Consider the following 24,672-nt stretch of genomic DNA (forward strand, 5'->3'; position numbering starts at 1 on the left):
TCGACCCTTGGCAGCCTCGGGGCCGACCAAAGTCGCTAGTTCACGGTCACGGTGTGGAGCAGGCTGTTGAAGCCGGTGGCGGCCTCCCAGACGTTCTCGTTGGCCAGCCGGATCGAGTACTCGGGCCGGGAGGACAGCTGCGGGTCGGGCAGGTCGAGCAGCAGCGCGTAGGTGCCGGCTGGCATGCTCGACGGCAGTGTCACGCTCTGGTCGATCGTCGCCGTGGCGCCCGCGAGCCAGAGGCGGGGGTTGGCGTTGAGCGGGAGGCGGTACACGGCCGAGGTGGCGGTGTTGCGCAGGACCAGCGCGACGTTACGCGGGTTGAAGGGCGCGGCCCAGCCGTCGTTCCTGACCGTGACGCGCACCGGCAGCGCGCCGCCGTGGGTGGCCGTGCTCGGGTACGTGCCGCTCTGCAGGGCGAAGCGGTAGCCGAGGCGGCGGGTGATCTGGGCCAGGCAGCCGCCGCTGTTCCAGCCGCTGATGACGTCGGGGTGGTAGTCGGTGTTCAGGTACGACCAGTGGAACATGCCCATCTCGCTCATGGCGGTGGCGCAGCTCGACCTCGGCGGGTTGGCGCCGCAGGTCTCCCCTCCCATCGGCAGGTACGCGGTCTCGGCCTGGAGGTAGGGGTATTCGACGGCGGCGTTCTCGTAGGTGCCGTAGTCGTCGGGGCTGGCCAGGAAGCAGTCGTTGTGGTGACCGACCCTGGCCTGGGCCGAGCCGTTGTACGCCTGGGCGGGCGTCAGCGCGGTGGTGCCGTACATGGTGCGCTTGATCTTGGGCGTGCGGACCTGGATCATCCGCGACGACGGCAGGACGCTGAGGATCTTGTCGGTCACCGCCTTGCGGTTGGCCCAGTCGGCGGCGGTGATCGTGCCCTCGTTGCCGAAGTTCTGGGTGTAGTACCACTCGCCCCAGGCGCCGATGAACCCGGCCTGGACCACCTCGATCACGTCGCTGTTGGCGCTGAGGTAGGGCGCGAGCTGGTCGAGGTGGGCCAGCATCCGGGCCTTGGTGGTGTCGTCCCCGTCGGTGGAGGTGGTGTAGGCGAACCGGACGATGGCCTTGAGCCCGGCGGCCCGCACGGTGGCGAGCTGGTTCTGGAAGCGGGTGAGCGCGGCCTGGCTGATCGCGCCGGTCTTGAACTCGGCCAGGTAGAACACGCACATCACGAGCGAGATGTTCTGCGAGGTGCGGTAGCCCTGGAGGGTGGCCAGGGAGAAGTTGTTCTTGTCGCAGTCACCGGTGTGGTGGTAGAAGCCGCGCTCGGGGTTGGGGAAGCCGGCGCTCGTCTGGGTGTAGGTCACGTTGGTGACCGACGGGCCGGTGATGGTGGCGTGGGCGGGCGGTGCGACGAGAATCGCCGCGCACAGGAAGAGCAGGCCGGCTAACAAGCGGGACATGGGGGGACTCCTCTCGGCGGGCTCAGCCCTTGATGCCGGTGTGGGCGATGCCCTGGATGAACTGGCGTTGCAGGAAGACGAAGACGGCGATGACCGGCAGGGAGGCGAGCAGCGAACCCGCCATGAGCACCGGATAGTTGGTCTGGAACTGCCCCTGCAGCGTGGTCAGCCCGGCCGACAGCGTCATCTGCTCGGGGTCGGTGTTGACCACCAGCGGCCAGAACAGGTCGTTCCAAGACCACAGCAGCACCAGGACACCCAGGGCGACCAGCCCCGGCCTGGCCAGCGGCAGCATGATCGACCAGTAGATCCGCAGCGGCCCCGCGCCGTCCAGCCGGGCCGCCTCCTCCAGCTCGCGGGGCAGGCCGAGGAAGAACTGGCGCAGCAGGAAGACCCCGAACGCGCTGAACAGGCCGGGGACGATGAGCGCCTGCAGGCTGTTCAGCCAGCCCAGCGAGGACATGATCTGGTACTGCGGGATGATGAACAGCTGCGGCGGCACCATCAGCACCGACAGGAAGACCCCGAACAGCAGCCTCTTGCCGGGGAAGCGGAGCCGGGCGAAGGCGTAGGCGGCCATGGAGCACAGCAGCACCTGGCCCACGGTCCGCCCGGCGGCCATCAGCACCGTGTTGAGGAACTGGTGGCCGAAGGGCAGCAGCCCGAAGATCTGGCCGTAGTTCTCCCAGTGGCCGCTGGGCAGCACCGACGGCGGGACCCTGGTGGCCTCGCTGAGCGTCTTGAGCGAGGTGATGATCTGCCAGGCGAACGGCGCCACCATCGCCAGCGACGCGGCGACCAGCACCGCGTGCAGCCCGATACGGCGCCCACCGGTCGTGGGGGCCTCAGCCATAGTGCACCCACCTTCGCTGGAGTCTGAACTGGAACGCCGTCAGCGCGATGATCAGCATGAGCAGCGCCATCACGATCGCCGCCGCGTAACCGCGGTCGTTGGTGACGAAGGCCCGCTCGTAGAAGAGCTGGACCACCGTCTCCAGGCGCGGGAAGGCCGGATTGGACCGGGCCGACGACCCCGAGCCGCTCATCACGTACACCAGGTCGAACAGCTGCAGCGAGCCGATCACCGAGACCACCGACACGAAGAACGCCGTCGGCGACAGCAGCGGCAGCGTGACCTTGAAGAACTGCCGGACCGGGCCCGCGCCGTCGATCGCCGCCGCCTCGTAGTACTCCTTGGGGATCGCCTGCATGCCGGCCAGGAAGATGATCAGGTTGTAGCCGACGCTGCTCCAGATCCCGACCACGACCAGGGCGGGAAGCGCGGTGGCCGGGTCGGCGATCCAGTTGGGGCCGTCGATGCCGGCCAGCGACAGCACCTGGTTGATCAGGCCGTAGTCGCCGTTGTAGAGCCAGCGCCACACCATGGCGATGGCGACCGGCATGGTGACGACCGGCAGGAAGAACATCGTGCGGTAGACGCCCACCCCGCGCAGCCCCTTGGTGTTGAGCAGCGCGGCGAAGACGATGGCCAGCGGGATCGCCAGCAGCCCGAGCACGGTGTAGGTCAGCGTGTTGACCAGCGCCTGGCCCATCTCGGGGTCCACGGCCAGGCGCAGGTAGTTCTCCAGTCCGGTCCAGGTGTGGCCGCCGAAGGCGCCCCACTCGGTGAAGGAGAAGTAGGCGGTCTGCAGGACCGGCCAGAGGTAGAAGACGGCCAGGCCCAGCCCGACCGGGGCGATGAACGCGTACCCCCACAGGGCCTCGACCGCGCGGTCCCTGCGGCCCGGTCGGCGCCGGGCCGGCGCTGGCTTCGGCACGCTTCGGCGGGTGGTGAGCGTCATGTCATTCCTTGGCGAGCAGGGCGTTCATCGCCGTCGCCAGCTCGGCGGCCGCCTTCTCGACCGGCTGCTCGCCGGTCCAGGCCTTGGTGAGGTAGGTCAGCTCCGCCTCGTTCCAGGCGGCGGTGTTCTTGGAGACCGGGAACGGCGCCGCGTAGGCCACCGCGTCGAGGAAGGTCTGCAGCTTGAACTCGGGATGGGCGGCCACCCACGCGCTCTGGGTGCCGTTGTACGCCGGGATCGGCCCCTTCTTGCCGAGGATGTCGGCGGCCTGCTTGGAGCCGAGGAACTTGGCGAACTCCCAGGCCTGCGCCGGGTGCTCGGTCTTGGCCGACACGACGTTGGCCACCCCGTGGATGATCGTGGCCTGCTTCTGGCCCTTGGGCAGCGGCGCCACGTCCACCTTGTCCTTGGTGTAGTCGTTGGCGGCGAACTCCGAGACGTTCCACGAGCCGCCCCAGTACATGGCGATCTTGCCGGCCTCGAACAGTTGCAGCGGGAACGTGTCGGTCATGGTCTTCAGGTCGGGGGACTGCTTGTTCTTGATCAGATCGGTCCAGAAACGCAGGCCCTCGATCGTCTGCGGGTTGTCGTAGCCGGACTTCCTGCCGTCCGGGGAGATCACGAACCCGCCCGCCTGATCGATGGTGTTGTACTGGTATTCCTGGAAACTCGTCAGCTGGGCGGCGGTGCCGTACACGCCCTTGGCCGGGTCGCTCAGCTTGGCCGCCGCCTCCTTGAAGTCGCTCCACGTCCAGTCATCGGCCGGGTAGGGCACCTTCTTGGCGTCGAAGAGCGTCTTGTTGTACCAGACGCCGACCGTGTCCATGTCCTTCGGCAGCCCGAAGTGCTTGCCGTCGAAGGTGTACAGGTCGATCAGCGGCTTGGGATAGACCGACAGGTCCACCTTGTCCTTGGTGATCTCCTCCTCCAGCGGGCGGATCACGCCGTTGGAGGCGTAGAGCTGGAAGTTGGGGCCGTTCATCCAGAAGACGTCGGGCGCCGCGCCGCCCGTGGCCGCCGCCTTGAGCTTGGTCCAGTAGCCCTCCCAGGGGGTGAGCTGGACGTTCACGGTGATGTTCGGGTGGGTCGCGGTGAACGCCTTGCCCAGCTCCTCCATCACCGGTTTCTGGTTGTTGTCCCACATTGCGTACGACAACGTGACCTTCTCCTGGCCGGCCGTGGCACCCGGTTCATCACCGCCCGCCGAGCAGGCGGAGACGGCGAGCACCACCCCGAACACTGCCGCGCCGAGCCGCGCCGACTTCCGCATCCTGGACCTCCCTGACGAGCGAGGCGCATCCGGCGCCACGGTCTCGAACTTGTGGATAATCATGGAGCCCATGGAAATTAAGTCAAGCATCGATTCGATTACGGCACGCTCAGCCCCGGGAGAAGAGGTCCGGTGAGGCGAGCTGGCCGCCGCCCCTGAGCGCCTGCTCGACGTGGTCGAGCGCGAGCCGGACGGCGCCGAGCGCCACCCCCTCGTCGGCGAAGGCGGACACCCTGACCTCGGGAGTGCGGATGCACCAGCGGTCCAGCTCGCGGCGGAGCGGCTCCACGATCAGGTCGGCCGACCTGGAGAAACCGCCGCCGATCACGACCAGTTCCGGGTCGAGGGTGAGCACCAGGGCCGAGGCGCCGACCGCCAGGTCCTTGACGTAGCGGCGCACGGCCGAGGCGGCCCGGCGGTCGCCGTTCCTGGCGGCGGAGAACAGGTCGGCGGCGATCGAGTCGGGATCACCGGCCGCGCCGGCCGGTTGGTCCGGCCACGACTTGAGCTGCTCCTGCGCGCGGATCCAGCCCGCGACCGGCAGCGCGCCGATCTCCCCGGCGGCGTTCCCGAACCCCCGGTGCAGCTTGCCGTCGATGATCAGCCCGGTGCCGGTACGGAGCCCGGCCAGCAGGAACACCACGTCCTTGGCGTAGCGCGCCACCCCCCGCCAGGACTCCGCGAGAGCGGCCAGCTTGCAGTCGTTCTCGACCAGGATCGGCCCGGCCACGAGCCGCCCCAGGTGGGCGGCCAGGTCGACGCCGGTCCACTCGGGCAGCGCGTCCGAGAGCATGACCCGCCCGGTCCCGTCGACCAGCCCGGTGGTGGCCACCCCGGTCGCCCACATATCGGAGGCGGCCACACCCGCCCCGGCCAGGCAGTCGGTGACGGCCTGGTCCACGGCGGCCAGCCGCTCCCGGCGCCCCATCGCCGGGGTGACCGCGACCCTGCTGCTGTGCCGCGGTTCGCCGTCCAGGTCGGCCACCACCGCCAGGATCTTGTGGCCGCCGATGTCGACGCCGAGGACGTGACCCGCGTCCGCGCGGAAGCGATAACGCCTGGCCGGACGGCCGACCGTGCCGGTGGTCGGCTCCGTCTCCACCACCCAGCCGCGGTCCAGCAGCTCGCGCACCACGTCCTCGGTGGAGGCCCGGGACAGCCCGGTGCGCCGGGAGATCTCGGTCACGGTGAGCGCCGGCTCGCCGCGCAGTGTCCGGATCGCGGCCAGCGCGTTGAGCTGGCGAAGCCGGGAGAGATCTCCTCCGCCCAGATCTTCGGCCACCACACCCCCTTGAGGTCTGCTCCCTCACCACTAATAATGAGGGACTCCGTGTTAATTTAGGGAAAGGATCCCATGTCTGGGGTGACTCTAGCCCTCGTGGGCGCCGGGCTGCGCGGGCAGTCGTACGCGCGCCACGCGACGGTGGCCGGCCTGGGGCGCGTGACCGCGGTGGCCGAACCGGACCCGTACCGGCGCGAATCGGCCGCGGCGGAGTTCGGGGTCTCGCCGGACAGGGTCTACTCCGACTGGACGCAGCTCGCGGCGGCCGGCCGGGTCGCCGACGCGGCGATCATCGCCACCCAGGACCACCTGCACATGAGCCCGGCCGTACGGATGGCCGACCTGGGTTACCACATCCTCCTGGAGAAGCCGATGGCGCCCAGCGAGCAGGAGGCGACCGCCATCGCCGACGCGGCGAAACGCAACAAGATCATGCTGGCCGTGTGCCACGTGCTGCGTTACACCCCGTACACCAGGATGCTGAAGCGACTGCTCGACGGCGGCCGCATCGGCCGGCTCGTCAGCGTCCAGCACCTCGAACCGGTGGGGTGGTGGCACCACGCGCATTCGTTCGTCCGCGGCCACTGGCGCCGCGAGGACACCTCGGCCCCGATGCTGCTGACCAAGTCGTGCCACGACATCGACTGGCTGATCCACCTGTTCGGCCGGATCCCGGCCAAGGTCAGCTCGTTCGGCAACCTGACCCACTTCCGCGCCTCCGAACGCCCGGAGGGCGCGGCGGACCGCTGCACCGACTGCCCGCTGGAGCCGAGCTGCCCCTACTCGGCCAAACGGCTGTATCTCGGCTGCCTCGGCGACCCGGACAGCGAGTTCTGGCCGCTGTCGGCGGTCACGCAAGCACGGACCGAGGAAGGCGTGCTCCAGGCGCTGCGCACCGGGCCCTACGGTCGTTGCGTGTACGCGTGCGACAACGACGTGGTCGATCACCAGGTGGTGAACATGGAGTTCCCCGACGGGGCGACGTGCTCGTTCACGATGAGCGCTTTCACCCCGATGGGGCACCGGCGTACCCGGTTGCTGGGCACGCACGGCTACATCGACGGCGACGGCCGTGCGCTGCGCCTGACCGACTTCCGTACCGGCCTCGAAGAGGTCGTCGACACCCACGAGGGTGCGGGGCCGTCGGCGGGGGACGGGCACGCGGGCGGGGACGAGGCGCTCACGGACGCCTTCCTCGCGGCGGTCGCCACGGGCGACCCGGCGCTGCTCTACTCCGACGCCGCCGAGAGCCTCGCGACCCACCGCGTCGTGTGGGCCGCGGAACGCGCCAGAGCCACGGACGCGGTCGTTCACCTGGGGTAGCACGAACGTTCACCGGCCATCGGCCGAGCACGAAATCCAGACGTAGGGCGACATCGAATAGGAGGTGACCTTTCTGGGGAGGAAATGATGCGCGCTGTAGAACCCCTGCGTTCGGGTGACCCACGCCGACTCGGCGTCTATCAGGTGATCGGCCGGATCGGCAGGGGCGGGCAGGGGGAGGTGTACCTCGCCGAGGGGCCGGCCGGGGAACGCGTCGCCGCCAAACTGCTGAACGCCGGCTCGTGGGACGACGAGCGCGCGCAGCGTATGTTCATGCGCGAGGTGGCGCTGGCCAAACAGGTGGCTCGATTCTGTACGGCCCAGGTGGTGGACGCCGGAATGCTGGGCAGCCAGCCGTACTTGATCAGCGAGCTCATCGACGGCCCCTCCCTGGCCGAAAGGGTGGCGAAGGACGGACCCGTCAGCGGGAGCACGCTGGAACGCCTCGCGATCGGGATCGCCACCGCCCTGACCGCCATCCACCAGGCCGGCATCGTGCACCGCGACCTCAAGCCGGGCAACGTGCTGATCGGCCCCGACGGTCCGCGCGTCATCGACTTCGGCATCGCCCGTGAGGCGGACACCACGGTCACGGCGACCAGCCAGATCATGGGCACCCCTTCGTACATCTCGCCGGAGCAGCTCGCGGGCTCGCCCGCGGGTGCCCCGTCCGACGTCTTCGCGTGGGGGGTGACGATCGCGTTCGCGGCCCTGGGCAAGGCGCCGTTCGGGCAGGACTCGATCCCCGCGGTGATCAACCGCGTGCTGAACGAGACTCCCGACCTGTCCCCGATCCAGTCGCCGCTGCGCGAGCTGGTGGAGAGGTGCCTGGCCAAGGACCCGGCGTCGCGGCCCACGGCCCAGGAACTCCTGCTGACGCTGCTCGGCGGCCAGTCGGCCGATCTCCAGGCCGCCGCCGACCTCGCCCCGCCCACCGAGCCGTCCGGCGGTCCCCGGCCGCTGCGCCGCGTGGCGCTCACCGTGGCGGCGGCCCTGCTGGTCGGCGCCGGCATGGGCGCGGCGGCCGTCCGGCCGTGGGCCCCGAAAACGGTGAGCGCGGACACCCGGACCAGCACGGTCGTCTCCCCCCGTCCCTCGGCGAGCACATCCCCGACCACGACCGCCACGACGGCGACCAGCCCGACCGCCGGGCCGACAGTGCCGGTCGTGACCGGATTGCCGGGGAAGGAGGCGACGTCCAAGCTTCAGCAGGCCGGGCTGACCATCGGAAAGCTCACCCCGGACTGCTCCGCCGGCGGCACCCCCGGCCGCGTCCTGCGCGCAGCCGTACGGCCCGGCACGAGCACGGTCGACCTCGTGATGAGCGCGGCCCGCGCCCGCGTGCCCGACGCGCGCGGCTGGCCACTCGACGCGGGCAAGGCGGCCGTGGAGAAGGCGGGCTTCACGGTGAAGGTCGGCTACCGGAAGGGCCGCGACTGGATCGGCAAGGTGGCGGTCCTGAGCCCGCCCGCCGGAGCGTCCGCGTGCACCGGCACAGAGGTGGAGATGTCGATCGGCGTCAGGTGACCGGCCGCCGTTGGGCTTGCGGCAGAATGCAGCCATGCGCGTCGAGGATCTGTCCACGGCCGAACGCCGGGTGTGGGACGCGTTCCCGCAGGGTGAGCTGGTCGACTTCCGTACCGGGAAACCCGACGAGGACGCCCCGGCGGGCGGCGCGAGCTGGGGCCCGGAGCGGACGATCCGCGCGAAGGTGATCGCCGAGCTGCTGCTGCGGGACGAATCACGGCAGTCACAAGCCCTGCGCGTCGAAGGCGCGCGGATCACCGGACTCCTGGACCTGTCCCACTCCACGATCGCCCACCCGGCGCGGTTCCTCTCCTGTGACTTCGAGGAGGTGCCGCGCCTGTACTGGGCCCGCTGCCAGCAGCTCAGCTTCACCGGGTCCCGGCTGCCGGGGCTGTCGGCTTCGAACGCCCAGATCGGCGGCCATCTGCGGCTGGAGGGCTGCCTGTTCACCGGGCAGGTGGAGCTGCGCGGCGCCCAGATCGCGGGCAGCCTGACGCTCGCCCACGCCCACGCGCGCACGCCGGGGGTGGCGATCGACGGCGACCGGCTCCAGGCCGATCGCGGGATCACCGCCATCGGGCTGCGGTCCGAGGGCCATGTCCGGCTCTCCAACGTCAAGGTCAGCGGTACGTTGATCATGGACGACGCTCAGCTGACCGCCTCCGGCGGGCACGCCCTGACACTGGACGGGCTCGTCGCCGACGGCAACGTGTTCTGCAGGTGCATGACGGTCACCGGGATGATCAGCCTCCGCAACGCCCGCGTGAGCGGGCCCTTCGCCCTGACCGGCACCACCATCGACCACCCCGGCGGGATGGCCTTACGCGGCTCGCGGATCACCGCCGAAGGCGGCCTCTACCTGGGCGGGACCTTTGCCGCGACCGGCACGGTACGCCTGGCGGACTCGCGCGTCGACCGCGAGCTCAACCTGAACGGCGCCCGCCTGGACAATCCCGGCGGCGACGCGCTCCAGGCGGAGGAGATCCAGGTCGAAGGCACGATCGAGGCACGCGGGCTCACCGCGCGCGGCCGGGTCGGCCTGTCCCAGGCCCGCGTCACCGGATCCCTGCGCCTGGCCGGCGCCGACCTCTCCGCCCCCGGCGAGGTGGCGCTGGACGCCGACGGCGTGTCCATCGGCGGCGCGCTGGCCTGCGTGGACGGGTTCCGGGCCGAAGGCGAGGTACGGCTGGCCGACGCCACCATCGGCACGTTCGCCGACTTCAACGGCGCCCGCCTGAGCAACCCCGACGGCATGACGCTGAACGCGGCCGCGGCGACCATCGGCAGCGGCCTGTCCTGCGGGCGCGGCTTCACCTCCGACGGCGAGGTCACACTGATCGGGACCCGGGTCCGCCGGCTCGTGACCCTCAACGGCGCCACGCTCTCCAACCCGGGCGGCCGGGCGCTGGCGGCCTGGCAGCTGGAGGCCAGCGAGCTGTACCTCCGCCCGAAGGAGGAGCCTGAGGGCATCGTCGACCTGCGGCACGCCCGCATCGGGGTCCTGCGTGACGACCCCGCGACCTGGTGCCCGCGCCGGCAGGACGGTCTGACGTACGAGGCACTGAACCCCACGCTGCCCGCCGCCCAGCGGCTGGCCTGGCTCGAAGAGGGCACGGACGAGTACGTGCCGCAGCCGTACGAGCAACTGGCCGCCATCTACCGGCGGCTCGGGCACGACGAGGAGGCCCGCACGGTCCTGCTGGCCAAGCAGCGGCGGCGGCGCGCCACGCTGCGCAGGCCGGCCCGCGCGTGGGGCGTGCTGCAGGACGTCACGGTCGGATACGGCTTCCGGCCTTTGCGCGCAGCCGCCTGGTTCGTCGCCCTGCTCGTCCTGGGGGCGGCGGTGTTCGCGCTCGACCCCCCGCCGCCCGCCGAGGCAGGCAAGGGGCCCGCGTTAAACGCCGTGGTGTACGCCTTGGATCTGCTGTTCCCGTTGATCGACTTCGGCCAGGAGAAGGCGTTCCAGCCGGTCGGCGGCGGTCAGTGGGTCGCCTACGGCCTGGTGCTCGCGGGCTGGATCCTGGTCACCACCATCGTCACCGGCATCACCCGGGCCCTGTCCCGCCAGTGACCGGTCAGGGACGATGAGCGCCTGGCAGCTCGCTAGGGCTGGGTGACCTGCTTCTCCACCCAGTCGAAGACGCCGTGCAGGGTCTGCTGGTGCCGCTCGCGGCCGAAGATGTTGAGGAAGCCCGGAATCGGGTTGACCTCGAGGATGACGTAGCCGTCCTCGGTCGGCAGGATGTCGAGGCCGGCCAGCGTGATCCCCATCACCCTGGCCGCGCGCACTGCCAGTTCCTGGAGTTCGGGGGGCGCCTCGAAGTATTCGAAGCTCGCGCCTTCCAGGGTCTTGCACCGCCACGACCCGGCGGCCGGCAGCTTCAGCATGTTGATGGGCGTGACCTCGCCGGCGACGGTGATGCGGTACTCGCCGTACTGGGTCGGATAGTACGGCTGGCACACCAGCGTGCCGTATCTGGCGAGCAGTTCCTCGACCACGGCCGTCTGCGCGGGGAGGTCGGTGACGCGCTCGACATCGACGCCGCGGTACCCGAAGGAGGGCTTGACGATGGCCTCGCCCCACTCCTTCCACGCGGTCTCGACCTGGGCCAGGGTGACGGCCGAGCGGACGGGGGGCGTCGGCAGGCCGGCCTCGGCCAGCTTCTGCGCGGTGAGGAACTTGCTGTAACCGCGCACCCACACCTCGGCGGGGTCGAACAGGCGCAGGCCGGGGACCTCGCTGAGCAGGGTCAGCCGCTCCACGCGGTCCTGCCAGTCATCGCCGTACAGTTTGGCCCTGGAGATGATGGCGTCGAAGGACTCGGCGTCGTGCCCGCCCACCACGAGGTTGAGGCCGCCCTTGGCCCCTGGGGTGTAGGCGAACTCCTCCAGCGTGAACAGGGCCATCTCGTGCCCCCGTTCCCTACCGGCCTCCACCAGGCAGGGGGCGTCGGGATCCATCTCGCCGTAGTCCCAGCCGAGCACGCCGATCTTCACGGTGTCCCTTCCCCCAGCGCTCTGTGACAGGTGTGTGATCGATCATGGAGCCTGTACCCGCGGCCGTGGGCGTGTCAAGCGCTGCCATGAGATAAGGCACTTATTCGGTCATACCAAATATGTCAAGACATGTCTTCTTGGGTGGGATAAGGGCTAGGTTTCATCGTCGACATGATCTTTATTCGACGGGGGAAGGCGCGCGCAGATGCCTATCTGGGAGACTTTGGCGACCCCAGCCCCGCCGACCGCAGCCCGTTACCGCGCGGCTGGCTGGTGGCGGGATTCCACTTTTCTCGATGATCTCGCCGACGCCGCCAAGCGGCGTCCGGCCCATCCGGCGATCATCAGTTACGAGGGCGGTCAGCCGGCCAGGACCCTGACCTACGCCGAGCTGGCGGACACCGTCTCGCGCTGCGCGGGCGCGCTGCGCGAACTGGGTGTCGGCCCCGGTGACGTGGTGGTGCTCTACCTGCCCAACTTGTGGATGCTCACCCCGCTCTACCTGGCCTGTAACCAGATCGGCGCGGTGAGCTCACCGGTCATCCCGGTGCTCGGGGGGCGCGAGCTGGCCCACGTCCTGCGGGCGAGCTCGGCCAAGGTCGCCGTGACCGTCGACTCCTTCGACGGCGTCGACTACGCGGCCCGCCTGGTGGAGGCCGCACCCGAGACTCTCCAGCACCGGGTCGTGGTGGGCGACGCGGCGGCCACGGGGGCCATCGACTTCGAGGAGTTCTTCGTCCGCACCGAGCACGACCCCGGCGACGCGGTGCCGCTCGGCCCCGACGACCCGGCGCTCCTGCTGTACACCTCGGGCACCACGGGCACGATGAAGGCCGTCGTGCACAGCCAGAACACCGTCTACGCGGCCGTCAGGGCGGTGTCGGAGCCGTACGGGCTGACCGCGGACGACGTGATCTCGATTCCCAACTACCTGACCCACATGGCGGGGATGAGCTACGCGGTCTACATGCCGCTCCACCTGGGCGGCACCTGTGTGATGCAGGACACCAACACCGACATGGAGCTGTTGCTCGACCTGATGGCCGCCCATCGGATCAGCTGGGCGTACTGCGCGCCGGGCTACCTGGTGAAGCTCCTGGCCGCGCAGCGCGAGAACCCGCGAGACGCCGCCAGCCTCAATCGGATCGTGTCCGGCTCGGCGCCGATCCAGCCGCAGCTGATCACCGACGTCCGTGAGGTGTTCGACATCCCGCTGCACGCCCTGTGGGGCATGACCGAGAACGGCGGTGTCACCGTCACCAGGCCGGACGACCCCGAGGGCTGGGCCGCGCACAGCGACGGACGCTCGATGCCGTGGATGGAGATCAAGGTCGTCCCCGACCCGGAGGCCGAGGAAGGAGCGGGCAGACTCCTGGTCCGCGGCGCCTCGCAGTGCCTGGGCTACCTGGGCCAGCGCGAGCTGTACGAGGACTGCCAGGACGCCGAGGGCTGGTTCGACACGGGCGACCTGGCCAGGGAGGACGGCCGCGACGGCATCCGGATCACCGGGCGCAGGGTGGACCTCATCACCAGGGCCAGCGGCCAGAAGGTCTCCACGCTGGAGGTCGAGGCGGTCCTGCTGCGCCACCCCGCGATCTCCGAGGTGGTCCTGGTCGGTTACCCGGACCCCGCGGTGCCGGGCGCCGACCTGGTCTGCGCCGTGGTGGTGCCCGACGGGCCGCCGCCCAGCCTGGAGGAGCTGCGCGACCACCTGACGGCCGAGAAGATGGCCAAGGTGCTGTGGCCCGACAGGCTCCAGTTCGTCTGGCAGCTGCCCAAGAACTCGCTCGGCAAGGTCCTGCGCCAGCCCCTGCGCGAGCGGTTGGAGATCGCCGCGTCCCCTAGACGATGACCCGGCATCTGGAAGCGGGACGGCGCTCGCGCGCCGTCGCCCTCTGGATCATCTCGGTCGCGCAGCTCATGTTCCTGCTGGACGCGACCATCGTGAACGTGGCCCTGCCCGGCATCCAGGAGTCGCTCGGCTTCTCGGGCTCGGGCCTGGAGTGGGTCGTCACCGGTTACTCCCTCACCTATGGCGGGCTGCTGCTGCTGGGCGGGCGCGCCGGTGACATCCTGGGCCGCAGGCGGGTGTTCATCGCCGGTCTCGTCCTGTTCACCGTCGCGTCCCTGCTCGGCGGGCTGGCGACCGAATCGTGGTGGCTGCTGGCCTGCCGTGCCCTCCAGGGGGTGGGAGCCGCCGCGGCGTCTCCCGCGGCGCTGTCGCTGATCGCGACGACGTTCCCCGAGGGGCCGGAGCGGGACCGGGCAGTGGGCATCTACTCGGCGGTGGCCACGGCGGGCGGCGGGGTGGGGCTGCTCGCGGGCGGCGTGATCACCACCTACCTGTCGTGGCGCTGGGTGATGTTCGTGAACGTCCCCGTCGGCGTGTTCATCGTCATCGCCGCGCAGCGGGTGCTGACCGAGACCGAGCGAGTGCGCGACCGGTTCGACCTGGGAGGTGCCCTGACCGGCACCGCCGGGGTCACCCTCCTGGTGTACGGCCTGATCAACGCGGCCACCGACCAGGCGGGCACCGCCCACTGGGCCGACCCGGACGTGCTGGTCACGGTCGGGGTGGCCGTGCTGTTGATCGCCTCCTTCGTGGCGATCGAGCGGCGCAACCCACACGCGCTGGTCCCGCTGCGGCTCTTCACCGACCGGGTCAGGGCTGGCATCTACACCGTGCAGATCCTCACCAGCACCGCCATGTTCGGCATCTTCTTCTTCCTCACGCTCTTCCTCCAGAAGGTCTGGGACTACACCCCACTGCAGACCGCGGTGGTCTACGTGCCGCTGACCGCCCTGCTGATCTTGGGCGCTCGGTTCAGCTCGCTGCTGGTCGCCAGGACGGGGGCGCGGAACCTGGTGATCGGCGGCCTGGCGACCGCGGCGGCAGGCATGGCCTGGCTGTCGCAGATCGGCGACTCCACCGGTTACCTCACCGGCATGCTCGTTCCCACGATCCTCGCCTACGCGGGGCTCGGGCTCACCGCCGTCCCGCTCACCCTGTCGGCCCTGTCGCGGGTGCCGGCCGAGGACTCGGGGATCGCCTCGGGAGTCTTCAGCGCGGCCAGACAGGTCGGCGGAGCGATCGGCCTGGCCGTCCTGGGCACCGTGGCCTGGGCGGCCGCGGCCGCGGTCACGGGCCCCACGCCGAACGGCCGCTCGCTCGCCGACCACGCGCTGGCCGTGGGCGCGGGGCGCGGTTTCGCCGTCGCGGCGGGCCTCGTGGTGCTCGCCATGCTCATCGCGGCCCTCACCATGCCGCGCGGCAGATCATGAACGAGTTCGTCGTCATCGGGGGCGGTATCGCGGGGGCGGCCGCCGGTTACTTCCTGGCCCCGCACGGCCGGGTCACCCTGCTCGAAGCCGAGCCGACCCCCGGCATCCACTCGACGGGGCGCTCGGCCGCCTGGTTCTCCGAGTACTACGGAGGCGCCGAGGTGCGCGCGCTGACCGCGGCCAGCCGCACGTTCTACGAGGCCCCGCCGCCCGGGTTCGGGAACGCCCCCCTGCTGAACCCGCGCGGCGCGCTCGTCCTGGTGCCGCCGGACGCGGGCGCGGAGTTCGACCGCGCGGTGGCCGACGGCGCTGTCGAGGTGAGCCCGGACGAGGCGCGAGAGATGTGCCCGGTGCTCCGACCGCGATCCCACGAGCGGGCGCTGTTCCGGCCGAGGGCCTGCGACCTCGACGTAGCGGCCGCCCACCAGGGGTTCCTGGCCGGGGTCCGGCGGCGCGGCGGCCGGGTGGTGACCGGCGCGCGAGTGCTGGCGATCGAGCCGGTTCCCGGCGGCCGGCGGGTCGAGACGACCGCCGGCGACTTCACGGCCGTCCGCGTGGTCAACGCCGCCGGGGCGTGGGCCGACGAGGTCGCGGCCTTGGCCGGGGCCGCCCTGATCGGGCTGCGGTCGCTGCGCCGTACCGCCGCGCTGGTTCCCCGGCCGTCCGGGTACGACGCGGCGGCGGTGGCGTCCTGGCCGATGGTCACCGACCTGGCCGGGACCTTCTACGCCAAGCCGGAGTCCGGCGGGCTGCTGCTCTCGCCCGCCGACTCCACGCCGATGCCGCCGGGCGACCCCCGTCCCGACGACCTGGACGTCGCGCTGGCGATCGCCAGATTCGAGGAGGCCACCACCGTCAAGGTCACGCACGTCACCCACCGCTGGGCGGGGCTGCGCAGTTCGGTCTCCGGTGACGTACCGGTGATCGGCGAAGCGCCCGACGACCCCGGCTTCTTCTGGCTCGCCGCTCTGGGCGGATACGGCATCCAGGTCGCCCCAGCGGCGGGGCTGCTGCTGTCCGCGCTGGTCACCGGCACGCCACCGTCAGAACTGGCGGCCTGCGCCCCGGCGCTGTCCCCCGCATCCACCGCCAGGACTTCCTGATCCAGTCGGCACCGGCAGAACCGGTGCCGCCCTTGACCCGCCACACCCCGTGGGAAAGAGATCGGACAAGCATGTCGGACACCATGTGGACCCTTCCGAATCTGGACACCGTCACCCGTCGCCGGGTACTCAACGGCCTGGCCGGCACCCAGGTCGACCACGGCCCCTACCGTCCCGTGACCAGGCTCTTCGAGGAGCAGGTCGACCGCACTCCCGACCATCCGGCGCTGTCCTACCGGACGACGACCCTGAGTTACCGTGAGCTGGACGAGCTGGCCAACGGCCTGGCCGCGGAGCTGGCCGAGGCCGGCGTGCGGCGCGGCGACGTCATCCCGCTGGTGCTGGTCAACAGCCTTGAGCTGCCGCTGACCATGCTCGCGCTGCTGAAGCTCGGGGCCGCGTTCGTGCCGTGCGACCCGGCGTGGCCGGCCGAGCGGATGCGCTCGGCGCTGGCCGTGATCGTGCCCCGGCTGGTGCTGGGCGAAGGTCACCACCCCGTCGCGGCCGACCGGGTGACGCCCTCGCCGCACCGCGGGACGGCCGAGCCGGGGCCGGAGGAGGTGGCCTACGGCGTCTTCACCTCCGGCACGACCGGGACGCCCAAGTGCGCGCTCAACGTCCACCGCGGCCTGACCAACCGGTTCAGGTTCATGTCGCGCTACTTCCAGGCCACCGGTGAGGAGGTGGTGCTGCAGAACAGCAGGCACACCTTCGACTCGGCCATCTGGCAGCTCCTGTGGCCGCTGACCACCGGCGGGTGCGCCGTCGTCCCCGAGCAGGGCGAGTTCCTCGACCTGGAGCGCACGGTCGCCACCATCGCCGAGCACCAGGTGACCATCACCGACTTCGTGCCCGCCACCCTCGCCATGATGGTCGCCCTGCTGGACACCGAGCCCGGGGCCGTGGCGAAGGTCGCCTCGCTGCGGCACCTGGTCGTGGGCGGTGAGGAGGTCGGCCCGCACGCCGTGCACCGGCTGCGGACCCTCCTTCCCGGCCTTCGGGTCTCCAACGGGTACGGCCCGTCGGAGACCTCGATCGGCATGGTCTTCCACCCCATCGACTTCGCCGACGGAGACCACATCCCGCTCGGGCGGCCCATCGACAACTGCTACGCCGTCGTGCTGGACAAGGACCTGGGTCTGCTGCCGCCCGGCGAGATCGGGGAGATCGTCGTCGGCGGCGCCTGCCTGGGCATCGGCTACCTGGGCGACCGCGAGCGCACCGACAGGGTGTTCGTCCCCAACCCTTTCACCGAGATCCCCGGTGACACGTTGTACCTGACGGGCGACCTGGGCTGGTACGACGAGGCGGGCCTGCTGCGCTTCTCGGGACGGGCGGACCGGCAGGTCAAGGTCGACGGGGTGCGGATCGAGCTGGGCGAGGTCGAGGCGGCCGCCGCCGGCTATCCGGGGGTCAGGCAGGCCAAGGCCGTGGCCGTACGGCAGGGCACGCGCACCCGGCTCGTCCTGGCGGCCGCCGCCAACGCCGAAGTGACCTCGGCCGCGCTCCGCGAGCACCTGACCGCGCGGCTGCCGCGCACCAGCATGCCGCACCACTGCCTCATCCTGCCGGACCTGCCGCTCAGCGACAACGGCAAGGTCGACCTCGGGGCGATCCGGGCCCTGATGGAGGAGCGGCTGGACGGCGGCGCGCGGCAGCCGGTCGACGGGCCCTTGGAGGAGCGGATCGCCGAGGTGCTGAGGGGCGTGCTCGGCCTGGCCGGCTTCGCCGTCCACGACGACTTCGTGACCTGCGGCGGCGACTCGCTGACCGCGCTCGCCGCGGTGCTCGGGCTGCGCGCGGCCGTGGGCGTGCGGGTCGGCGTGCAGGACCTGTACGAGTTCAGGACCGCGGCCGGGCTCGCCGAGCTGCTCCGAGACAGGGTGGAGCCGGCGGAGCTGGAAGAGGACGAGTCCGCATTGATGGAGCGCGACGCCCGGCTTCCCGGTGACCTGGTGATCACCACCGCCGCTCCCGGGCCGCCGCGCACCGTCCTGGTCACCGGCGCGACCGGGTTCGTCGGCGCCAGGGTCGTCCATCGGCTGGTGTCCGCCACCGACCTGCGGGTGATCTGCCTGACCAGGGCCGCCGACCACGACCACGCCCGGCGCCGCGTGACAGAAGCGCTGCGGGCCCAGCGGTTATGGAACCCGGCGGTCGCCGGGCGTCTGGAGGCGGTGGCGGGTGACCTGGGCAGGCCGCGGTTCGGCCTGGACACCGCGGAGTGGGAGTCGCTGGCGGCCGAGTGCGACGCGGTGATGCACGTCGGCGCCCTGGTGAACTTCCTGTTCGACTACCGCGCGCACCGCCCCGCCAACGTGCTGGGGACGCTGGAGGTGCTCCGCTTCGCCGTCCACGGCCGGCCCAAGCCGCTGCACCACGTCTCCACGCTGGGCGTGCTCGACCGGCACGCCGCGGCCTCCGGCGAACCGCTGCCCGAGGACTTCCATCCTGGCCAGGCCATCCCGCCGCGCAGCGGCTACAGCCGCTCCAAGTGGGTGGCCGAGCGGCTGCTGTGGGAGGCGCGCGACCGGGGCGCCACCGTCACCTTCTACCGGCTCGGCGAGGTGATGCCGGCCGCCGACAACGGCGTGCCCAACCCGCGCGCACTCACCCACCTGCTGCTCACGGCCTTCCAGCGGCTGGGTGCGCGCCCCGACGTGCCGATGCTCACCGACTACTCGCCGGTCGACGAGGTGGCGGCCCGGCTCGTCGGGGGCCTGACCGGACCGGCAGGCGCCTTCCACGTGTTCCGCCCCGAAAGCGTCGACCTCGCCCGCCTGCTGCCGGTGCGGGAGGTGCCGGCCGCCGAGTTCATGGCGATGCTGGAACGCGACCCGGAGCTGGACACGCTGCGCGCGATGCTGACGGGCACCGGCCTGGCCGAGCTGCTGATCGACAACCCGGCCCTGTTCGCCGGGGGTTCCGCTGCTGACGAAGGATCGCTGGACGCCGCGATCGGCGCCTACCTCACTTCACTGAAGGGACACTGAGATGCGTTACCGGACGATGGGCCGCCTTGACTGGCAGGTCAGCGAGATCGGCTACGGGATGTGGGGCATCGGCGGCGGCCCCGGCGGGTTCACCGGTTGGGACTACGACGTCGCGCCCGGCTGCCTGGACCTGGCCGTCGAGCTGGGCTGCACCTTCTTCGACACGGCGTGGGTGTACGGCAGGGGCGTCAGCGAGCAGCTGCTCGGCCGGCTCCTGCGGGACCATCCGGACCGTGGGCTCAAGATCGCCACCAAGGTTCCGCCCAAGAACAGGGAGTGGCCGCCGCGCCCGTCCGACACCCTCGACGACGTCTTCCCCGCCGACCACGTCAGGGAGTACGTCCACCTCAGCCTGGAGAACCTCGGGGTCGACCGCATCGACCTGCTGCAGTTCCACGTCTGGGAGGACAGGTGGACCCCGGACGAGCGCTGGCAGCGGGTGGTCGCCGAGCTGAAGGCCGAGGGCCTGATCGAGGCGTTCGGCCTCAGCGTCAACCGCTGGGAGCCGGCCAACTGCCTGCGCGCCATCGACACCGGGCTCGTGGACGTCGTCCAGGTCATCTACAACATCTTCGACCAGGCTCCGGAGGACGAGCTGTTCGAGCGGGCCCTGCGCGACGGCGTCGGCATCATCGCCCGGGTTCCCTTCGACGAGGGCGGCCTCACGGGGAGGCTCACGGCCGACACCGTCTTCCCCGAAGGTGACTGGCGGGCCACCTACTTCGGTCCGGAGAACCTCGGCCCGACCGCGGACCGGGCCGAGCGGCTGGCGAAAACGGTCCCCGACGACATGACCATGCCGGAGCTGGCGCTGCGGTTCATCCTGCACCACCCGGCGGTCAGCACCGTGATCCCCGGTATGCGCAGGCCCGAGCACGTGCGGGCCAACCTGGCGGTCTCCGACGGGACGCCGCTCGACCCCCGGCTGCTCCAGGAACTGCGGGCGCACCGCTGGGACCGCGAGCCGGCGTGGTGGTCGATGTGAGCGTGATCGCGATGTGGGCGCATCCGCGGGCGCTCTCCACCGCCTTCCTGCGGATGATGATCGAGCGCGGCGACGTCTGCATCGTCCATGAACCGCTGGTCACGCTGACGGACTGGAACGAGGTGCAGGCCCAGGGGCTCGACGGCGGCACCGTCACGCTCCGCAGCCCGGGTGAGGTGCTCGGGCACCTGGCCGAGCTCGGCGTGGACCGCACGGTGTTCTTCAAGGACACGCTGGAGTACCGCCACCAGTATCTGTTCGACCATCCCGAGGAGATCGCCGGGTTCCGGCACACCTTCATCGTCCGCGACCCCGCCAAGGCCATCGCCTCGCATTACCTGATCAAGCCCGAGGTCGCCTGCCACGAGATCGGTTACGAGCACCAGTACGACCTGTTCGAGCTGGCCTGGCGAGTGAGCGGGGAGCGTCCCGTCGTCATCCGCGCCGAGAGTCTGCTGGCCGAGCCCGCCGAGACGGTCGCCGCGTACTGCCAGGCGGTCGACCTGCCGTACCTGCCGCACGCGCTCGAGTGGGTGCCCGAGGACCGCGTCGAGTGGCACCGGAGCCGCCGATGGCACCTGGACGCGATCGCCAGCTCGGGGTTCAGCGCGCCCGCCAAGGAGTACGCGGCCACCGTCGACAACGACGAGCGGCTGCGCTCCTACTACGACCACCACCGCCCCTACTACGACCGTCTGGTCGAGCACGCTGTCATCTGAAGGGACTACCATGACCGCCGCAGCACAGCACACCGAGGTCGAGCTCTCGCCGGGAGAGCAGTTCGCCCGCGCCTACCTCAAGGAGCGCGACAGCGCCGAGGTGCGCTTCGACTTCACCATCACCGACGCCTTCAAGCCCACCCAGGACCGGCCGAGGGTGACGGTGCGCAACCTGTTCAAGAAGCGCCTGGTCGATACCGACACTGTCAGGGTCTGGTGCGAGTCGCGGTCCACCGCGGCCGAGGCCGCCGGCGTCCACGAGTCCGGGCTGCGCCGCGAGGCCGCCTTCAAGTTCGGCATGGCTGAGTTCAGCGTCGCGCCGACCAGGGGCTGGGTCCAGATCCCCGACGAGCTCGCCGACGACCCCGAGGGGCTGGCCCGCTTCCTCGACTACCGGCTGCTGGTACGGCTGGCCACCGCGGAGAACCAGGCGCTGACCATCGGCGAGAAGGGCGTGCTCAGCCATCCCGAGGTGGCCAAGCTGCCCTACCGTGGCACCTACGTGGACGGCGTGCTCGCCGCGTGCGACGAGATCGAGCAGACCGGCGCCACGGCGCACGCGATGGTGGTCAACCCCCGCGACTACTACACGCACATGCTCGGCGCCGGCAGCCTGCTGGGCGACCTGGCCCGCAACGGCACCGTGATCAGCCGCACCCGCATGGTCGAACCCGGGTGCGCGCTGGTCGGAGACTTCGCCGTCGCCGCCCAGCTCCTCGACGCCGGACGCTCGGTCATCAAGGTCGCCGAGCCGCCGGAGGGCACCTTCGCCGCCCCGGGCGTGGCGGTCTGCGCGGAGATCTACGAGGGCGTCGCGGTCCACCTGCCGACCCACTTCTTCCACGTGATCCCCGCATAGCCCGCCGACCCCGAACGTGAGCCCCGAGGGTCGCCGAAGCCGGTCGGCCGCCCGGGAGCGGGCGGGGCGGCTCAGAGCCAAGGCACCGAGCCGCCCCGCTGGTCGGCTTCGCGCGGGCGGGCGCGGTCCTGAAAGGCGTAGGGCGGTATCACTCTCGACGGTGATGCGCTGTGCTGAGGAGCACGAACCGACAGGTAAATGTGCGTGGAGTGACGCCAGGCCGGGTGCGATGGTCGAGGGAAACCAAAGATGGCGTTCCCGCAACCATGAAGTGGAATCCGGGCGATGGTCGAGCCGGTGGTGGAGTTCCGCCTGCTGGGCGAGGTCGAGGCGGCGATCGACGGCCGGCTCGTGGAGCTCGGTCACGCCCGGCAGCGATGCGTGCTGGCCGTGCTGCTGATCGAGGCCAATCGCACCGTGTCGGCCGACCAGATCCTGGACCGGGTATGGGGCGACCTCCCGCCGCAACGCGCCCACTCGGCCGTCCACGGCTACATGTGCAGGCTGCGCCGGGCCCTGACCGCCCTGGACGCCGTCGGCCTCGTCCGCCGCCCCGGCGGATACGTCCTCACAGTCGACCCGATGGCCGTGGACCTGCTCCGGTTCCGCCGGCTGACCGCCGAGGCCCGCGCGGCGGAGGAGAGCGCGACGGCCCTGGCCCTGTTCGACCGGGCACTGGGGCTGTGGCGTGGAGACCCGCTGGCGGGACTCGACTCACCGTGGCTGAACGGCATCCGCCATGGCCTCGCCATGGAGCACCTGGCCGCCGAGCTGGACCGCAACGATCTCGCCCTCGCCTGCGGCAGGCACGCCGGGCTGCTGGCCGAGCTGACGGCCCGCGCGGCCGCGCACCCCCTGGACGAACGCGTGACCGCTCAGCTCATGCTCGTCCTCTACCGCTGCGGCAGGCAGGGTGACGCCCTCGACTTCTACGACCGGCTGCGGCGGCAACTCGCCGAGGAACTGGGCGCCTGCCCTGCCCCGGCGCTGCGGGAGTTGCATCTGCAGATCATGACCACCGATCCGGACCTGGCGGCGCCCACTCCCGCGGTGACCGGACAGTCCGCGCAACCAGTGACGCCGCACCGACTGCCCGCACCACCACGATCGTTCACCGGCCGCGCCCGCCAGCTCGCCGCGCTCAGCGAGGCCATGCACGACCCAGGCGGCACCGTGGTGATCAGCGGTGTCGGCGGTCTCGGCAAGACCTGGCTGGCCCTGCAGTGGGCCCACGAGAACGCGGAACGGTTTCCCGACGGGCAGCTGTACGTCAACCTCCAGGGGTTCGACCCGGCCGCCGATCCGGTCCACCCGGCGGTCGCGGTGCGCTCCTTCCTCGACGCGCTCGGCGTGCCACCCGCCGCGATTCCGTCGGATCCCGAGGCGCAGGCCGCGATGTACCAAAGCCTGACCGCCGGCCGGCGCATGCTGATCGTGCTGGACAACGCCCGCGACACCAACCATGTGACGCCGCTGCTGCCCGCCACCCCCACCGGCGCCGTCCTCGTCACCAGCCGCCGAACGCTGACCGGCCTGATCACCGCCCACGGTGCCCGGCCCCTGGTCCTGGACGTCCTGACCGACGCCGAGTCGCGCCAGTTGCTGACCCGCGAGTTCGGCGGCCGCCGGACGGAGGCCGAACCCCAGGCCGTCACCGCCCTGACCCGCCACTGCGGGGGCCTGCCGCTGGCGCTCGGCATCATCGCCGCCCGCGCCGCCGTCCACCCCGAATTCCCCCTCGAAGTGCTCGCCGGAGAACTGCGGCAGGCCACCACCCGGCTGGACGCCCTTGACGGCGGCGAGCTGGCCGTCAACCTGCGCGCGGTCCTGTCCTGTTCCCGTCGGGCCCTGACTCCCGACGCGGCGCACGCCTTCGCCCTCCTGGGCCGTACGACGGGACCGGAGATCAGCCTCGCCGCCGCGGCCAGCCTCGCCGCCCTGCCCGTCGCCCGGACCCGCGCCCTCCTGCGCGAGCTCGCCGACGCGCATCTGATGGACGAGCCGGTCCCGGGCCGCTACCGGATGCATGACCTGGTCCAGCTCTACGCGGCCGAACTGTCCGCCGGCCTCGACACCGGGAGCGCCGCGCTTCGGCGGCTGCTCGACCACTACCTGCGCACCGCCCACCGGGCGGACCAGGCGCTCAGCCCGTACCGCGATCCGCTCACACTGCCCCCGCCGCAACCGGGGGTCGTCCCCGAGGACGTCACCCACCACCGGGTGGCGCTGGCCTGGTTCAGCGTGGAGTACCCGGCGCTGCGGGCCGCCATCGACGACGCCGGAGCCGAGTTCGACATCTACGTCTGCCGGCTGGCGTGGGCGCTCATGACCTTCTGCGACCGTCGGGGGCTCTGGCATGACCAGGCCGCCACGCAACGCGCCGCCCTGGACGCCGCCCAGCGGCTGGCCGACCGTCCCGCACAGGCTCACGCCCACTGCGGCCTCGCGCGCGCGTACATCTCCCTGCGCCGCTACGGCGACGCCGGCGCCCACCTCCAGCAAGCCCTGGAACTCTTCCGCGAGCTCCGGGACCAGACCGGGCAGGCCCACGCCCACCGCTGCGTGGCCCGGCTGTTCGCCCAGCAGGGCGACCACCGGCAGGCTCTGCCGCATGACGAGCAGGCCTACGAACTGTTCCTGGCCGCGAAGAACCGGCGCGGGCAGGCCGCCGGACTGAACGCCATCGGCTGGCACCGTGCCCATTTGGGCGATGCTCAGCAGGCTCTCGTCCATTGCCGCCAGGCCCTGACCCTCTACGAGGAGATCGCCGACCGTCAGGGGGAGGCCACGACCTGGGACAGCCTCGGCTACATCCACCGCCGCCTCGGCCGCTTCGTCCAGGCCGTCACCTGCTACCAGCGGGCGCTGGGGCTGTTCCGCGAGCTCGGGGCCAGGACCTTCGAAGGCGGGACGCTCCTCTCGCTCGGCGACACCCACCATGACGCCGGAGATCTCGATGCCGCCCGCCGCGCGTGGCAGGACGCGTTCGACATCCTCGATCAGCTCGGACACCAGCACGCCGAGCTGATCCGCGCCAAGCTCCAGAATCTCGGCCCGCTCGCCGCCATGCCAGAGCCCTCGCGGCCGGCGGGCGCCGCGAGGGCTCACGGAATCAGGTGATCACCGA

The 24,672-nt window shown here is 71.2% G+C and carries 17 protein-coding genes; 11 read left to right on the forward strand and 6 right to left on the reverse strand.

Translation table 11 applies throughout. The annotated features are described in order from the left end of the window. Positions 1 to 35: 35 nt before the first annotated feature. The 5 genes from AB0F17_RS04320 to AB0F17_RS04340 form a co-directional block, all read right to left on the reverse strand. Complete coding sequence (locus AB0F17_RS04320; protein WP_358016018.1) at positions 36 to 1,403, reverse strand: DUF4832 domain-containing protein; 1,368 nt, start codon at positions 1,401 to 1,403, stop codon at positions 36 to 38. A 22-nt stretch (positions 1,404 to 1,425) separates the two neighbouring features. Continuing rightward, positions 1,426 to 2,256 carry a carbohydrate ABC transporter permease gene (locus AB0F17_RS04325; RefSeq protein WP_358016021.1) on the reverse strand — a complete coding sequence of 277 codons (831 nt, stop codon included), beginning with the start codon at positions 2,254 to 2,256 and terminating at the stop codon, positions 1,426 to 1,428. Further along, the gene (locus AB0F17_RS04330) at positions 2,249 to 3,205 is read right to left on the reverse strand and encodes a sugar ABC transporter permease (RefSeq protein WP_358016024.1); all 957 of its coding nucleotides are present in this window, start codon (positions 3,203 to 3,205) and stop codon (positions 2,249 to 2,251) included. Before AB0F17_RS04330 ends, AB0F17_RS04325 begins: the two co-directional genes overlap by 8 nt. A gap of 1 nt (position 3,206) precedes the next feature. After that, positions 3,207 to 4,475 (reverse strand): sugar ABC transporter substrate-binding protein, encoded by a 1,269-nt coding sequence (locus tag AB0F17_RS04335; protein ID WP_358016027.1) that lies wholly within the window; start codon positions 4,473 to 4,475, stop codon positions 3,207 to 3,209. A gap of 109 nt (positions 4,476 to 4,584) precedes the next feature. Further along, the gene (locus AB0F17_RS04340; RefSeq protein ID WP_358016030.1) at positions 4,585 to 5,757 is read right to left on the reverse strand and encodes an ROK family transcriptional regulator; all 1,173 of its coding nucleotides are present in this window, start codon (positions 5,755 to 5,757) and stop codon (positions 4,585 to 4,587) included. A 72-nt stretch (positions 5,758 to 5,829) separates the two neighbouring features. Here AB0F17_RS04340 and AB0F17_RS04345 point away from each other — a divergent pair, with 72 nt between their 5' ends. The 3 genes from AB0F17_RS04345 to AB0F17_RS04355 all read left to right on the forward strand — a co-directional run bounded on the left by AB0F17_RS04345 (position 5,830) and on the right by AB0F17_RS04355 (position 10,678). Further along, positions 5,830 to 7,080, forward strand: coding sequence for a Gfo/Idh/MocA family oxidoreductase (locus AB0F17_RS04345; protein WP_358016032.1), 1,251 nt, complete (start codon positions 5,830 to 5,832; stop codon positions 7,078 to 7,080). Between the two features lie 87 nt (positions 7,081 to 7,167). After that, positions 7,168 to 8,607 (forward strand): protein kinase, encoded by a 1,440-nt coding sequence (locus AB0F17_RS04350; RefSeq protein ID WP_358016035.1) that lies wholly within the window; start codon positions 7,168 to 7,170, stop codon positions 8,605 to 8,607. A gap of 34 nt (positions 8,608 to 8,641) precedes the next feature. Continuing rightward, a complete protein-coding gene (locus tag AB0F17_RS04355) occupies positions 8,642 to 10,678 on the forward strand; it encodes a hypothetical protein (RefSeq protein ID WP_358016038.1) in 2,037 nt (678 codons plus the stop codon). Positions 10,679 to 10,710: 32 nt separating this feature from the next. On the opposite strand, the gene AB0F17_RS04360 is transcribed toward AB0F17_RS04355, so the two are convergent. After that, a complete protein-coding gene (locus tag AB0F17_RS04360) occupies positions 10,711 to 11,604 on the reverse strand; it encodes an ATP-grasp domain-containing protein (RefSeq protein ID WP_358016041.1) in 894 nt (297 codons plus the stop codon). Between the two features lie 205 nt (positions 11,605 to 11,809). Here AB0F17_RS04360 and AB0F17_RS04365 point away from each other — a divergent pair, with 205 nt between their 5' ends. The 8 genes from AB0F17_RS04365 (at position 11,810) to AB0F17_RS04400 (ending at position 24,665) form a co-directional block, all read left to right on the forward strand. After that, on the forward strand, positions 11,810 to 13,456 hold the full coding sequence (locus AB0F17_RS04365; protein WP_358016043.1) for an AMP-binding protein: 1,647 nt from the start codon (positions 11,810 to 11,812) through the stop codon (positions 13,454 to 13,456). Beyond that, entirely contained in the window at positions 13,453 to 14,886 is a 1,434-nt protein-coding gene (locus AB0F17_RS04370) for an MFS transporter (RefSeq protein ID WP_358016046.1), read from the forward strand. Before AB0F17_RS04365 ends, AB0F17_RS04370 begins: the two co-directional genes overlap by 4 nt. Beyond that, complete coding sequence (locus tag AB0F17_RS04375; RefSeq protein WP_358016050.1) at positions 14,883 to 15,989, forward strand: FAD-binding oxidoreductase; 1,107 nt, start codon at positions 14,883 to 14,885, stop codon at positions 15,987 to 15,989. Before AB0F17_RS04370 ends, AB0F17_RS04375 begins: the two co-directional genes overlap by 4 nt. Before the next feature lie 71 nt (positions 15,990 to 16,060). Beyond that, positions 16,061 to 18,982: an amino acid adenylation domain-containing protein gene (locus tag AB0F17_RS04380; RefSeq protein ID WP_358016053.1), complete on the forward strand. Its 2,922-nt coding sequence runs from the start codon at positions 16,061 to 16,063 to the stop codon at positions 18,980 to 18,982. Position 18,983: 1 nt separating this feature from the next. Next, positions 18,984 to 19,967: an aldo/keto reductase gene (locus tag AB0F17_RS04385; protein WP_358016056.1), complete on the forward strand. Its 984-nt coding sequence runs from the start codon at positions 18,984 to 18,986 to the stop codon at positions 19,965 to 19,967. Further along, on the forward strand, positions 19,964 to 20,686 hold the full coding sequence (locus AB0F17_RS04390; protein WP_358016059.1) for a hypothetical protein: 723 nt from the start codon (positions 19,964 to 19,966) through the stop codon (positions 20,684 to 20,686). Before AB0F17_RS04385 ends, AB0F17_RS04390 begins: the two co-directional genes overlap by 4 nt. 10 nt (positions 20,687 to 20,696) lie before the next feature. Further along, positions 20,697 to 21,545, forward strand: a complete 849-nt coding sequence (locus AB0F17_RS04395) for a family 3 encapsulin nanocompartment shell protein (protein ID WP_358016063.1) — start codon at positions 20,697 to 20,699, stop codon at positions 21,543 to 21,545. Between the two features lie 285 nt (positions 21,546 to 21,830). Then, complete coding sequence (locus AB0F17_RS04400) at positions 21,831 to 24,665, forward strand: BTAD domain-containing putative transcriptional regulator (RefSeq protein ID WP_358016066.1); 2,835 nt, start codon at positions 21,831 to 21,833, stop codon at positions 24,663 to 24,665. The last annotated feature ends 7 nt before the right edge of the window (positions 24,666 to 24,672 follow it).

The organism is Nonomuraea sp. NPDC026600 (assembly GCF_040638335.1).
Classification (GTDB): domain Bacteria; phylum Actinomycetota; class Actinomycetes; order Streptosporangiales; family Streptosporangiaceae; genus Nonomuraea.